The sequence below is a fragment of the Pseudarthrobacter sp. NPDC080039 genome (genome assembly GCF_040702335.1).
In the GTDB taxonomy this organism is placed as follows: Bacteria; Actinomycetota; Actinomycetes; order Actinomycetales; family Micrococcaceae; genus Arthrobacter; species Arthrobacter enclensis_A.
Genome location: NZ_JBFBKY010000005.1, coordinates 57743 through 71481, shown reverse-complemented (window position 1 = coordinate 71481; position 13739 = coordinate 57743). Strand labels below are relative to the sequence as shown.

At 67.3% G+C, this 13739-nt stretch carries 13 protein-coding genes; 10 read left to right on the top strand and 3 right to left on the bottom strand.

Translation table 11 applies throughout. From position 1 onward, the window contains the following. The first annotated feature begins 69 nt into the window (after positions 1-69). A complete protein-coding gene (locus AB0313_RS07890; RefSeq protein WP_307304068.1) occupies positions 70-894 on the top strand; it encodes an IclR family transcriptional regulator in 825 nt (274 codons plus the stop codon). 40 nt (positions 895-934) lie between these two features. On the opposite strand, the gene AB0313_RS07885 is transcribed toward AB0313_RS07890, so the two are convergent. Then, on the bottom strand, positions 935-1645 hold the full coding sequence (locus AB0313_RS07885; RefSeq protein ID WP_366304699.1) for a hypothetical protein: 711 nt from the start codon (positions 1643-1645) through the stop codon (positions 935-937). 163 nt (positions 1646-1808) lie between these two features. Between AB0313_RS07885 and AB0313_RS07880 the strand changes: the two genes are divergently transcribed. Together AB0313_RS07880 and AB0313_RS07875 are read left to right on the top strand one after the other, a co-directional pair. After that, positions 1809-2273: a peptidase gene (locus AB0313_RS07880; protein WP_366304697.1), complete on the top strand. Its 465-nt coding sequence runs from the start codon at positions 1809-1811 to the stop codon at positions 2271-2273. Positions 2274-2328: 55 nt separating this feature from the next. After that, positions 2329-2619 (top strand): antibiotic biosynthesis monooxygenase, encoded by a 291-nt coding sequence (locus AB0313_RS07875; protein WP_366304695.1) that lies wholly within the window; start codon positions 2329-2331, stop codon positions 2617-2619. An 89-nt stretch (positions 2620-2708) separates the two neighbouring features. Here AB0313_RS07875 and AB0313_RS07870 read toward each other — a convergent pair whose 3' ends face one another. Then, positions 2709-4325 carry a PucR family transcriptional regulator gene (locus tag AB0313_RS07870; RefSeq protein ID WP_141945767.1) on the bottom strand — a complete coding sequence of 539 codons (1617 nt, stop codon included), beginning with the start codon at positions 4323-4325 and terminating at the stop codon, positions 2709-2711. 107 nt (positions 4326-4432) lie between these two features. Between AB0313_RS07870 and AB0313_RS07865 the strand changes: the two genes are divergently transcribed. The 3 genes from AB0313_RS07865 to AB0313_RS07855 all read left to right on the top strand — a co-directional run bounded on the left by AB0313_RS07865 (position 4433) and on the right by AB0313_RS07855 (position 8258). After that, positions 4433-5965 carry a cytosine permease gene (locus AB0313_RS07865; protein WP_366304693.1) on the top strand — a complete coding sequence of 511 codons (1533 nt, stop codon included), beginning with the start codon at positions 4433-4435 and terminating at the stop codon, positions 5963-5965. A 65-nt stretch (positions 5966-6030) separates the two neighbouring features. After that, complete coding sequence (locus AB0313_RS07860; RefSeq protein WP_366304691.1) at positions 6031-6978, top strand: polysaccharide deacetylase; 948 nt, start codon at positions 6031-6033, stop codon at positions 6976-6978. Positions 6979-7022: 44 nt separating this feature from the next. Beyond that, positions 7023-8258, top strand: a complete 1236-nt coding sequence (locus AB0313_RS07855) for an amidohydrolase (RefSeq protein WP_366304689.1) — start codon at positions 7023-7025, stop codon at positions 8256-8258. Here AB0313_RS07855 and AB0313_RS07850 read toward each other — a convergent pair. Next, complete coding sequence (locus AB0313_RS07850; RefSeq protein WP_307304080.1) at positions 8255-9091, bottom strand: helix-turn-helix transcriptional regulator; 837 nt, start codon at positions 9089-9091, stop codon at positions 8255-8257. The genes AB0313_RS07855 and AB0313_RS07850 overlap by 4 nt on opposite strands. Before the next feature lie 85 nt (positions 9092-9176). Between AB0313_RS07850 and ilvD the strand changes: the two genes are divergently transcribed. The 4 genes from ilvD (at position 9177) to AB0313_RS07830 (ending at position 13725) form a co-directional block, all read left to right on the top strand. Then, entirely contained in the window at positions 9177-11036 is a 1860-nt protein-coding gene (ilvD, locus tag AB0313_RS07845) for a dihydroxy-acid dehydratase (RefSeq protein ID WP_141945778.1), read from the top strand. A 91-nt stretch (positions 11037-11127) separates the two neighbouring features. Continuing rightward, a complete protein-coding gene (locus tag AB0313_RS07840; protein WP_366304686.1) occupies positions 11128-11946 on the top strand; it encodes an oxygenase MpaB family protein in 819 nt (272 codons plus the stop codon). Between the two features lie 102 nt (positions 11947-12048). Further along, on the top strand, positions 12049-13284 hold the full coding sequence (locus AB0313_RS07835; protein WP_366304684.1) for an MFS transporter: 1236 nt from the start codon (positions 12049-12051) through the stop codon (positions 13282-13284). 45 nt (positions 13285-13329) lie between these two features. Next, positions 13330-13725 (top strand): cupin domain-containing protein, encoded by a 396-nt coding sequence (locus AB0313_RS07830; RefSeq protein ID WP_307304085.1) that lies wholly within the window; start codon positions 13330-13332, stop codon positions 13723-13725. The last annotated feature ends 14 nt before the right edge of the window (positions 13726-13739 follow it).

Genomic DNA, 13739 nt, shown 5'->3' with positions numbered 1-13739 from the left:
GGCGGCGCCGTGGACAACGGCGCCGCCTTCGGCGTCTATCGCAGACGATAGGGAAAGATGGTGTCCACCATGACTCCTGCAAAGACCTCCGACAGCAACGGCAACGGATCCGGCACCAACGGCGGGCAGGACGCGAAAGGCGCCTCCGTCGTCGTCAACGCCATCGCCGTCCTGCGCACCTTCACCGCGGACGAACCGTTGCTGGGGGTCACGGAAATCGCCAACCGCGTGGGCATGCACAAGAGCAGCGTCTCCCGGATCCTGGCAACCTTCGAGCAGGAAAACCTGGTGGAGCGGGACCCGGAAACCAAGCGGTTCCGCCTGGGCCTGGGACTCATCGCCGTCGCCGGACCGCTGCTGGCGGAGATGGAGGAACGCCGGGTGGCGTACCCCGTGCTGCGGCAATTGACCGAGCAGACGGGGGAAACCAGCGCCCTCATGCTGTGGAACGGGGACGAAGCCATCTGCGTGGAGCAGATCGCCAGCCACCACCAGATCAAGCACACCACGCCGCTGGGCGCCCGCTACCGGGACGCCATGAGCGCCTCCGTCCAGGTGTTCCTGTCCACGCTGCCGGCCGAGCGGGTGCGCGAATTGCTGCGGAGCGGGACCATCACCTTCCCGGGACTGGACGACGCCGGACTGGCGGCTTACGAAGCCCGGCTCCAGGATGTTGCGCAGCGGGGATGGGCGGGGAACTACGGCGAATCGTCCATGGACGAGGTGGGCGTGGCCGCACCCGTCCGCGACCACCGCGGTGACGTAGTGGCCGCCGTCCTCATTCCGGCGCCCCGATTCCGGGTGTCCAGGGAACAGTTCGAGAGCCTGGGCGACGCCTGCGTGGCCGCCGCCGCCAAGGTGACCACCCGGCTCGGTGGCAGGCCGGCAAACTGACGCTCGAAGGCCAAGGCTTTCCCCGCTCCATGGGGGCTGGTCAGCGTAGCGCTTGTTCAATCATGAGCACCGCGAGGAAGCCGATGTAGAAAGCGCTTGAGCCGACGGCGGTTTCACCCTGGGCGTGCGCCTCGACGAGGAGCTCTTCCGTGGCCAGGTACATGAACGCCACGGCCCCAAAAGCCAGCACTGCGGCCAGTATTACCGGCGTGGCCCCGGCGAGCAGCCACAGGCCAAGGAATGTACCGGCGACGGTGAGGAGCGACAGGAGTACGGGGACCGCAATAACCACTCCGCTCCGGGCTTCCGTACCGAGGGCCCCTGCCAACGACAAGCCGACAAAGAGGTACTCGATGGCCAGGGCAATCGACAGCAGCACCCCGGTATGGCCGCCGGCGGTGAAGCCGGCCCCGAGGATGAGCCCGTCGATAAAGAAGTCAACGGCTGTCGCGCCGATCATCCCCCATGGAAGGCCGGAGGCCTGCCGGGCCCCGGTCCGTCTTTCAAGACGTCCAGTGAGGGCGCGCATGCCGAACATCACGGCAATGCCGGCGGCGAAACCGACGATTGAGACCAGTCCGCTTTCGCGCACCACGTCCGGCAGCAGTTCCAGGGCTGCGGCCGCGATGACCACACCGGCCGCGAAATGCTGCAGTCCGCTGGTGGCCCGCGGCCCCGGAGCGCGCAGGGTGGCTGATATGCCGGCCGCGCCCGCAGCAAGTACCGGGACAAGGGTTAGAACCAGTTCCACAGACTGCACAATTCCACCCGCCCCGTTCCATCCGTTTGCCCCCACGCCCATCGTAGGACCCGCGCAGCGGGTTTCAGGCGCACGGCCGGCGGGGACCGTAATCCTCGTGGAGCCAACTATCCCTTGCGATAATGTTCGGGTGCATGCAGATAAGGCCCGTGGCTTGAATCGGGAGGACCCCGGCCTGTCCACCCTGTCCACCGTCCAGATCCCGGGGCACGGCCGCTTCTACGTGACGGACTCCGCCCTGGAAATGGTGGGCGTGTTCGGTGGGGCGCTTCATTGCTACCTGGGCGGCGGTGGCTGCCGGAAGCAGGGCCTCTACTTTTCCCGGACCCTGCCCCGTAAGCCCCTGCGCTGCCGCATCATGCCTGGGGAGCGGGACCAAGCCCAATCGGGGCCCGGGGAGCCCGAATTGGACATCAGCGTAAGCCACGATCTCGCTCCCAAGCTGGATGGAGCGGTCCTGGACTTCGGCCCGTACAACAAGATGCAGCGCTTCGTCTGGCGGTCCCTCCCCGGCGTGAAAGGGCCTCAATGCACCTGCCTCCGTTCAACCGGAGTCCCGGCCGGCAAACGGTCACCCTGCCTCGACGACGCCGGGATCGGCCTGACTGACCTGCCTTAGCCGCTGCTTTCCGCCCTGTCCCCGCACCGAACCGCCCCAGAAAGGAACATCGACCATGTCTGTTGTAAAGATCAACGCAATCCACGTCCCGGAGGGAAAGGGCCCCGAACTGGAACAGCGTTTTGCGGGCCGTGCGCACGCCGTCGACGGCCAGCCGGGATTCGAGGGCTTTCAGTTGCTCCGACCGGTCAAGGGCGAGAACCGCTACTTCGTCGTCACCACCTGGTCCACGGAAGAGGATTACCAGAACTGGCGCAACCGCCAATCCGGCGAACAGCACGGTGGCGACCGCAAGCCGGTGGCCACCGGCGCCGACCTGCTTGAGTTCGAAACCGTCGAATTCTGATTGACCCTCGATCCGCGGCTGGCGTTTCCCGGTAGGGAACGGCCGCGCCTAATGCACGGCCTTCGTCCCTCCCTGCGGCAGGTGGGACGTCAGGGCAGCCCTGCCATCCGAGCCGCCAGGTGCAGCGCCGCCAGCCGGCCCGTGCCGCGCGGGTCGCCGCCGCACAACTCGAAAATCCGTTGCAGCCGGTGATGCATGGACTGCCGTTCCAGATGCAGTTCGCGGGCTGACTGGGCTGTGTTGCAGCCGGAGTCCAGCCACACCTGAAGGGTTTCCAGGAGTTGGGATTGGCGCTGCGCATCATGCTCCAGCACGGCCCGAAGCTGCCGGTTGACGAACGCATCGCGTGCCGAGGCGTCCAGGCAGGTCAGGGCGAGGCTTTCCACCGCGGCGTCCCCAGCATCAATCACCACCAGCCCACGGGCGGGGTACCGCCTGCGGGCCGATGCGTTCCGGCGCCGGATCTGCCGAATCTCCAGGGCACGGCGGGCTTCCGCCAGCGACCAGGCCGCCTCCGCCACTCCGCCGGCCAGCGGCCCGACGGCGATCACGGCATCCCGGTCCCCCTCCAGAGCCTGCAGCGATTCCAACAGCCGCCGCCTTTCACCGGCGGTATCGGCGCAGGGCAGCCCAATCATCACCACCAGTTCGGCGTCGTCCAGGTAGGCGGCGCAGGGTATCCGCCGCAAACTCAGGAAGTTTTCGACGGCGCCACGCAGCTCCTGCGGGGACGCCGCGTGGATTGCCGCCACCACCACGGGGGAATCCGTGGGGAAGCCGGCGCCCGGTGCCAGCTGCTCGAGCCGCCACTCCGGTGCCGCGTTGAGTACGGCGCGCATCAGTTCAGCCCCAGCCAGGGCGTGCAGCCCGGGAGGCGTGTGCTGCAGCAGTGCCAGCCCAAGGATGTCCACCGCACGCTCACCGGCCACCCGCGCCAGCGCGGTGTCTGCGTCCTCCGGGACCTGCACCTCCAACCGGCCCATCAGGACGCCCCGCACCGGGATGTCCACGCTGATCACCGCTCCGGCGGCCGCCGGAAAAGGGATGCGGTGCCCGCCCCGGCCCGGGGCGCCGTCGTCCGCTGCTCCTTCTTCCGGCTGCGCGTCATCCTCCCGCGCCCCTTGTTTCCCAAGCCAGCCCTCGGGGACGGCGCTGCCCATGGTGACTCCCCATGGCGACGTGAGCTTCACGCCGGATCCGGTGATGCCCGCAAGGACGCCCAGGATCTTGTCCAGCGAGGCGCCGTGGGCCAGCTCCGCGGCCATGGCCCGCGTGGCGGCGTCTGCCTGCTGCAGGTGCCCCACCGACTCGCTCACCAGCATGGAGTTGATGGCCTGCATCACGCCCACAAACGGAACCACCTTGCGCAGTTCCACCACGGGCAGGCCGAACTCCTCCGCCTTCTGCAGCATGTCGGCAGGGATCTCCGGCAACGCGCCTCCGGTTTCAATCGCGAGCGCGGCGATGCCGCGCTGGGCCAGTTCGCGCACATAGTCTTCACGTTTGGCCGGCGTGGCCGTGGCCAGGGTGATGCCGCCGCAGAGCAGTAGCTCCCCGCCCCGGAGCAGGGGAGCGATGTCCAGGACTTCGCTGGAATGGACCCAGCGGACGGGCTGCGCATCCGCCACCGCGCCCAAGGGGTGGACTACGGGATCGGCGGCGGCGAGGGCGGGATGGGCGAGTATTTCGCCAAGAAACACTGACACGACATTCCGTAACGTAGTAGGAGGATCTGTTCGACAGATCGTATCTTGTTCCTTGTGATGAGGGCCACATAGCCTTTTGGTACTTATCCACCTCACGGAGGCCCCCCATGCAAGAAAAGCTTTCAACAGCCACGCACGGCCAACCTGGCCAGGCGGTACAGGACCACAGCGTTGTGGACCACGAAGCCTGGCTGCAGCCCATCCCCGAGTCAGCAAGAACACGCAAGGTATCCGGCCAGTTCTGGATCTGGGCGGGCGCCAACCTGGCACCCATCAACTGGGTGCTGGGGGCACTCGGTATCCAGCTGGGACTAGGGCTCGCGGACACCGTCACGGTCCTGGTGCTGGGCAACCTGATCGGCATGCTGCTCTTTGGCTGCTTCGTCCTCCTCGGCCAGAAGACCGGAGCCACGGGCATGGTCCTGGCCCGGGCGGCGTTCGGACGCCGCGGCAACTACCTGCCGGCAGCCATCCAGGCCCTGCTGGTCATCGGATGGTGCGCAGTCAACACCTGGATCATCCTGGACCTGGTCATGGCACTCTTCGGAACCCTCGGCTGGGTTGACCCCGAAGCCCCCAACTACGGCTGGAAGATCGGCGTCGCCACCTTCATCATGGCCCTCCAGGTGGCCATTGCCTGGTTCGGCTACAAGGCCATCGCGGCCTTCGAGAAATGGACCGTGCCGCCCACTATCCTTATCCTCGCTGTCATGTCCGCCGTCGCCTGGTTCGGCATGGACATCGACTGGGGCTACGCCGGACCTGCCGACGCCATCCTGGAAGGTTCCGAGCGGATCGCGGCCATGAGCGCCGTCATGACCGCCATCGGCATCGGCTGGGGCATCACCTGGTTCACCTACGCCGCGGACTACTCCCGGTTCGTCAGCACCAGCGTCCCCAAGAAGAAGGTCTACCTGGCCTCCGTGCTGGGCCAGTTCATCCCCGTGGTGTGGCTGGGTGTCCTTGGTGCCAGCCTGGCCACCAACAGCGGGCAGATCGATCCCGGCAAGCTGATCGTCCTCAACTTCGGCGCCATGGCGCTGCCCGTGCTGCTGATGGTGCTCCACGGCCCCATCGCCACCAATATCCTGAACATCTACACCTTCTCCGTCGCCACCCAGGCCCTGGACATCTCCATCAGCCGCCGCAAGCTCAACCTGTTCGTCGGCGTCTTCTCCCTCGCCGCCGTCGTCTTCTTCATCTTCCAGGAGGACTTCGCCGCGGTGCTCGACGCCTGGCTGATCGGCCTGGTGGCCTGGGTGGCCGCCTGGGGCGGGATCATGCTGGTGCACTACTTCTGGCTGGACAAGCGCTGGCCGGGCGAGCCTGAGCGCCTGTTCGACGCCGTGGGTACCAAGCGGCTCCCCGGTGTCAACTGGGCGGGCGTCGTCTCCCTCGTGGCCGGCATCGTCGCCACCTGGCTGTTCATGTACGGCCTGATCCCCATCATGCAGGGACCCATCGCGGTAGCCCTGGGCGGCTGGGACCTCTCCTGGCTGGCCGGCGGTCTGACCAGCGCCGGCGTGTACGCCATCCTCGGGCCGCGGCAGCACATCCGCTACCTCGCACTCGAGCCCCGGGCGGCAGCTGAAACCGAGGGCCAGCCGGCCGGCACCACGCCCGCCCTTCCCGCCCTCTAAGCGGCACAACTCCTCTTCCCTGCAGAAACCTGGCGGGCGCCCTGCGCCCGCCGAAAGGATTTCCCGTGAACCAGCCCGCCATCGCGGACCCCCTGCACACCGTCATCTGGCCCGACGGCGCCAAAGCCGCCGCCTCCTTCACCTTCGACGTGGACGCCGAGTCCTGCACCATCGCCCACGACCCCACCAGCACACGGCGCATGTCCCTGATGACCCACCAGTCCTACGGCCCCAAGATCGCAGTACCACGGCTCCTGAAGATCCTGGAGCGCCAGGACATCAAGGCCACCTTCTTCATCCCCGGCTTTACCGCCGAGTCCTACCCGGACATCGTGCGGCGCATTGTGGACGGCGGGCACGAGGTAGCCCACCACGGATACCTGCACGAACCCATGCAGGCTATCGACGCAGCCACCGAGGCCGGTTACATTGACCGCGGCCTGGAAGCGCTGGCCAAAGTGGCGGGTATCCGTCCCGTGGGCTACAGGGCACCCTGGTGGGAGCTGAACTGGCACTCCCCGGGCCTGCTGGCAGACCGCGGCTTCCTCTACGATTCCAGCCTGCTCGACGGCGACGCCCCCTACCGCTTCGCCGTCGCCGCCGATGATCCCCGGGACATCGTGGAGATTCCCGTGGACTGGACCCTGGACGACTGGGAGCAGTACGCCTTCTACCCGGGAGTGACCGGCAGCGGCGTGATCGAGAGTCCGGCCAAGGTCCTGGAAATGTGGACGCTTGAGGCCGAGGCCCACCATTCCCAAGGCAGCTGCTTCGTGTTGACCAACCACCCGTTCATCTCTGGCCGGCCGTCCAAGGCAGTGGCCTTGGAGCAGCTGATCGAGCGGGTGAAGGGCATGGACGGCATGTGGGTGACCACCATGGAGCAGATCGCCCGCCACACCAAAGCCACGGTGACCGAGGTCCACACCCACGCGCGGATCGACGTGCCGGTATTCCCGGGCGCGGGTGCGCAGTTTGAGCCGGCCGTGGTGCGGCAGGGGGTGCTGGCCTAGAGTGACCCCAAGGGCCGGTGCCGCCGGCCGGGAGGAGCGCCCGCATGGACCTTATGGACAGCCTTCAGGACGGCGTCGGGCAGGAACTGGCCTGGCAGATACCGCTCTACGAGCAGATCCACCGGAACCCTGAGCTTGGCCTTGCCGAACACGAAACGTCCGCCGCAGCAGCGGACAACCTGGCCCGCTGGGGCTTTGACGTCCGGCACTTCGGCGGCACCGGCGTCGTTGGCGTTCTTGCCAACGGCGCCGGTCCCTGCGTGCTGGCGCGGGCGGACATGGATGCCCTTCCCGTCGCTGAGGCGACGGGGGCACGCTACGCCTCCGCCAAACCGGGCGTGATGCACGCCTGCGCGCACGACATGCATGTGGTGGCCTTGCTCGGCGCCGCAAAATACCTTGCCGACCACCGGGACACCTGGCAGGGCACCTACGTTGCCCTGTTCCAGCCGGCCGAGGAGACGGCGGCAGGCTCGCAGGCAATGCTCGACGACGGCCTGGCCGCCGGAATCCCCCGGCCGGACATTGCGCTGGCCCAGCACGTCATGCCCACCGAGGCGGGAACCATCGGCACCACGCCGGGTCCGGTGCTGTCGGCCGGTGACTCGATCCGGATCACCGTCCACGGGCGGGGCGCCCACGGATCAATGCCGCATAAGTCGGTTGATCCGGTGGTGCTGGCTGCCTCGATCGTCCTCCGCCTGCAAACCGTGGTGTCCCGTGAAACGACTCCGGGGGAGTTCGCGGTGCTGACAGTGGGCTCGGTGAACGCCGGTGCAACGGCCAACATCATCCCGGACCGGGCGGAGCTGCTGCTCAACCTGCGGACCTACAGCATGGCGATCCGCAGCCAGATGGTTGCCGCCATCGAGCGGATCGTGCGGGGCGAGTGCGCTGCAGCGGGCTCCCCGCAGGAACCGGAGTTCGAGTACTACGACCAATACCCTTTGACCAGCAACGATCCGGAGGCCAACGCCCGGGTCACGGCGGCCTTCACCAGGTCCTTCGGGGCGGACGCCGTCTACCGCACCGCCCCGCAGACGGCCTCCGAGGATTTCAGCCGCATCCCCGACGCCTTCGGCACTCCATACGTGTACTGGATTGTCGGCTCCGTGCCCCGCGACGTCTGCCGCCGGGCCGTGGAAGCGGGGACCGTGGACACGGACATCCCCGCCAACCACTCCCCGTTCTTCCTGCCGGCCGTGGACCCCACCCTTCGCACGGCCACGCAGGCGCAGGCTGCCGCGGCGTTGGCTTATCTTGGCACCGACGCCGGTTAGGCGTTTGCCGCCATGAGTGACGTCATCTGTGCCGCCGCGTCGCTGCCCGGGGACGGGGTGTACACCACGATGTGCAGGTCCGGCCGGTCCGAAGGGGACACCTGGTGGTGTTCCAGCTGCAGCACTCCCACCGCCGGGTGGTGGAAAAGGCGCTCGCGGGACTCAAAGCCCAGGATGTCGTAAAGGTCCCAGCCTTGCCGGAATTCGGGGCTTGCTTCCTTGAGCCGCTCCACCTGGTACTGGATGTCCGGGTCACCCAGGCGCTGTCCGGTCTCGGCCCGGAACTCGGCAAGGAACCTCTTGCTGGTTGTTTCCCAGTCCGGCAGCAGGTTGCGGACGTAGGGGTCGGTGAACACCAGCCACAGCAGGTTCCGGTCCGCGGGTGCCACGGTGGCGATGTTGGGGTAGAGCGCCGCATAGGCCTTGTTCCAGCCGGCTACCCGCCAGTCCGGGAACAGTGCAAAGGAGGGGTTGGGATCCAGCGCGTCCATCAGCCGCTGGATGTGGGGCGGGGCGGTATCGGCGGCGGGTCCGGCAGGCGCGGCGGACGCGTACCCGCCGAGGGAGAGCACATAGCCCAGGCCCGTTCCCGACAGATGCAGGGCGCGGCTCACAGCCTCCAGGACCTGCCGGGACGGGTTGATGTCCCGTCCCTGTTCAAGCCACGTGTACCAGGTGACACTGACGCCGGAGAGGAAGGCCACCTCCTCGCGGCGCAGCCCGCGGTCGCGCGCACGGCCGATCGGCGGCAACCCATAGTCGGCCCGGAGGGCCTGGTCGCGCCGGGCCCGTAGGAAAAGGCCAAGTTCTTTTCGGCGCCCAGGATCACTCATCGTAAAATACTATTACTCTGGTACTCCCGCTACTAGTAGCAGCGCTGTCTTCCGTCCGCGTCGCCAAGGCAAGAGGATGGTAAGCATGCCTGCACTTCGCTCTAAAACAGTCACCCACGGCCGCAATATGGCCGGCGCCCGCGCACTGCTGCGCGCCTCCGGCGTCGCCAACTCCGATATCGGCAAGCCGATCATCGCCGTGGCCAACTCCTTCACCGAATTCGTCCCCGGTCACACCCACCTTGCTCCCGTGGGCCGGATCGTCTCCGACGCGATCCTTGCGGCCGGCGCCGTGCCGCGCGAATTCAACACGATCGCCGTGGACGACGGCATTGCCATGGGCCACGCCGGCATGCTCTACTCGCTGCCGTCCCGCGACCTGATCGCCGATTCCGTCGAATACATGGTCAACGCGCACTGCGCCGACGCCCTGGTGTGCATCTCCAACTGCGACAAGATCACCCCGGGCATGCTGATGGCAGCACTGCGCCTGAACATCCCCGTGGTCTTCGTCTCCGGCGGCCCCATGGAAGCCGGCCGGGTGACCCTGACCGACGGTTCCGTCCGCTCCCTGGACCTGGTGAACGCGATTGCCGACGCAGTGGACGAGTCCATCTCCGACGCCGACATCAACCTCATCGAAGAGAACGCCTGCCCCACCTGCGGTTCCTGCTCCGGCATGTTCACCGCCAACTCCATGAACTGCCTCACCGAGGCCATCGGCCTGTCGCTGCCCGGCAACGGCTCCGTGCTGGCCACCCACACCGCACGCAAGGCGCTGTACGAGAAGGCCGGCGCCACCGTCGTCGAGCTGGTGAAGCGCTACTACGACGGCGACGACGACTCCGTGCTGCCCCGCTCCATCGCCACCGCGAAGGCCTTCGACAACGCCATGGCCCTGGACATCTCCATGGGCGGCTCCACCAACACCATCCTGCACCTGCTCGCGGCGGCCCAGGAGGCCGGCGTGGACTACGGCCTGGCCGAGATGGACGCCAAGTCCCGCCAGGTACCGTGCCTGGCCAAGGTGGCCCCGAACGTCGCCAAGGACAAGACCTACTACATGGAGGACGTGCACCGCGCCGGCGGCATCCCGGCCCTGCTGGGCGAGCTGAACCGCGGCGGCCTCCTGCACAAGGACGTCCACTCCGTGCACTCCAATGACCTGGACGGCTGGCTGGACGACTGGGACATCCGCGGCGGCAAGGCCACCGAGGAAGCCAAGGCCCTGTGGCACGCGGCCCCCGGCGGCGTCCGGTCCTCCACCGCGTTCTCCCAGTCGAACGAGTGGACCTCGCTCGACACCGACGCCGCGGAAGGCTGCATCCGCTCCGTGGAGCACGCCTACTCCAAGGACGGCGGCCTGGCCGTGCTCCGGGGCAACGTGGCCATTGACGGCGCCGTGGTGAAGACCGCGGGCGTGGACGAATCAATCTGGACCTTCTCCGGGCCGGCAGTGGTCTGCGAGTCCCAGGACGAGGCCGTGGAGAAGATCCTGAACAAGCAGGTCAAGGAGGGCGACGTTGTGGTTATCCGCTACGAGGGCCCCCGCGGTGGCCCTGGCATGCAGGAAATGCTGTACCCCACGTCCTTCCTCAAGGGCCGCGGCCTGGGCAAGAAGTGCGCCCTCATCACGGACGGCCGCTTCTCCGGCGGCACCTCCGGTCTCTCGATCGGCCACATCTCTCCGGAGGCTGCCTCCGGCGGTGCCATCGCCCTGGTGGAGGACGGTGACATTATCAGCATCGACATCAGCCAGCGGTCCATGCAGCTGGAGGTCTCCGACGAGGTCCTCGCCGAACGCCGCGAGAAACTGGAAGTCAACGGCGGGTACAAGCCCAAGGACCGGGACCGCCAGGTGTCCGCAGCCCTGCGCGCCTATGCCGCCATGGCACTGTCCGCGGACAAGGGCGCGGTCCGGGACGTGTCCCTGCTGGAGCGGTAAGCCGGCTCACTTGTAACAGAGGGGTGTGCGGGAGCTCAGGACGGGCCAAAGGGCCCGTCCTGACGTCCTTTGTCTCCGGTACCCTTTTCACATGGTTCAGGGCGATGCCGACTTCCGGGCCGAAGGCATCCTGCTTGCCGGGGCAGGACGGGCCATCCTGCTGCAGCTCGCCCAACCCGCAATCGGCCGCGGGGTGGCTGCCCACAGTACCTTCACCCAGCGCCCTGTAGACCGGCTCAAGGGCACACTCACCTACGTCTACGGCATCGTCTATGGAACCGAGGAGCAGGTCAGGGAAGTCCGCCGCAGGGTCAACCAGGCACATATGCCGGTACGCCGTCCCGCAGACGGGTCCTCTGCCGGCTACAGCGCCTACGACCCCGCACTGCAGCTCTGGGTGGCGGCCACTCTTTATGACACCGCGCAGACCATCGTCGAGAAGATCCGCGGCCCGATGGACGACGACGCAGCCGACGCAATGTACCGCGACTACGCGCGGATCGGCACCGCTTTGCAGCTGCCACCGGAGATGTGGCCGAAGGACCGCGTGGCCTTCCGCCGCTACTGGGAGGAGCAGCTTTCAACCCTCCGCGCGGAAGAAGAAGGCGTGCGCGTGGGACGCGGCCTGCTGTTTCCCACGCACACCGCACTCTGGTACCGCGCCATCATGCCCTCTGCCAGGTTCCTCACCGCAGGGCTGCTGCCGGGGCAGTTGCGGCAGGACTTCGGCCTTGCGTGGAGCGACCGCCACCAGCGCAGGTTCGACCGCACGTGGCGCGTCCTTGCCGTTGCCTATCCGGTTCTCCCGCTGCGCATCAGGCACTGGTTCAAGGACTACTGCCTGGCCGAACTTGAAAAGGACCTGCGAAAGAGCCCGCAGAACATGCAGCAGCAGGGGACCACTGCCTAGGCCCGCGGCCCCGTGCCTTTAAGGCGTCCTTAAAGGGGTTCTGCCAAGACCGGTTTCAGCAGGGCCCTCGCTAGTGTTCCCACCTCCCTGTTTCATGGAGGCATGGCCACCGAAACAACTGTCACCATTACCAGCGCGCCACCAAAACCGGAAGTGCAGCACCCTGCGCATTGGGGAGGGGTCTTCGCGATGTCCCTGTGCGTGTTCGCCCTGATCGCCTCCGAGTTCATGCCCGTCAGCCTGCTCACGCCCATGGCCGCCGAGTTGCAGGTTTCAGAGGGGATGGTGGGGCAGGGCATAGCGATTTCCGGGCTGTTCGCTGTGACGACCAGCCTGTCGTTGTCCACCCTTGCCGGCAGTATGAACCGCAAGACGCTCCTGCTGGGACTGACCACGCTCATGGCAGTCTCCGGAGCCCTGGTTGCGCTGGCACCGGGATACCTGGTCTTCATGATCGGCCGTGCACTGATCGGCGTGGTCATCGGCGGATTCTGGTCCATGTCCGCCGCCACCGCCATGCGTCTGGTACCGGCCCACCAGGTGCCGCGCGCCCTGGCCATCTTCAATGGCGGCAACGCCCTGGCCACGGTGGTGGCTGCACCACTGGGCAGCTACCTGGGCTCCATCATCGGATGGCGCGGTGCGTTCTTCTGCCTGGTGCCGGTGGCGCTGCTGGCCCTTGCCTGGCAGTGGAGAAGCCTGCCTGCCATGAAAGCGGAACGGCCCACCGGGGCGGCCGGAAACGTCTTCACCATTTTCGCCGCTTTCAGGAGCCCGCCTGTCGCCTGGGGCATGGCTGCGTGCGGTTCCTTCTTCATGGGACAGTTCGTGCTGTTCACCTACATCCGCCCGTTCCTGGAGACCGTGACAGGCGCGGGCGCGGCCTCGGTGTCCCTGGTCCTCCTGGTCATCGGGGTGGCCGGATTCGTGGGTACCCTGCTGATCGGCCGCTTCATCGGAAAGGGCCTGTACCGGACGCTGGCAGTCATTCCGGCGCTCATGGCGGCCATCGCGGCAGGCCTCGTGCCCTCCGGCGACTGGTTCGCCATCGTCGTGGTCCTTCTGGCGATATGGGGGCTGCTGGGCACGTCCGCGCCCGTGGGCTGGTGGAGCTGGATCGCGAAGGCCATGCCCCATGACGCCGAGGCCGGTGGCGGCCTGATGGTGGCCGTGGTCCAGACCTCAATCGCCGTCGGGTCAACCGTGGGCGGCGTGCTGTACGACTCCGCCGGCTACCGCGGGACCTTCCTCGCCGGCGCCGGCATCCTTGGCATCGCTGCGGTCCTGGCGTTCCAGACCGCCCGGGCCACGCTTGCCCGGACGGGACAACCCCAATGACCATCCGGCCCATTAGACCCTGAACCCACCCAACAGGAGGAGAGCATGAAATACATCGAAAGCGGCGGCCAAACGGGCGCCGGGCCCAAGGAATGGTTCACCGGGACAGTGCAGATCGATGGGATCCGGAACCCTGACGGGCAGTCGGCCATCGGCTGCGCGCATGTCCGGTTCGCTCCCGGCGCCCGCACCGCCTGGCACCACCACCCCAAGGGCCAGACCCTCTACGTGACCGATGGGATCGGCCTGGTGGCCCGCCGCGGCGGCGAAGTCCAGGAGATCCGCCCGGGCGACGTGGTGTACATCGAACCCGGGGAAGAGCACTGGCACGGTGCCACGGCGGACCGCTTCATGGCGCACGTGGCCATGCAGGAAGCGGACAGTAACGGCCAGGTGGTCACCTGGCTCGACCATGTCACCGACGAGGAATACGGGGCCTGAAAAGCCCTTGGGCA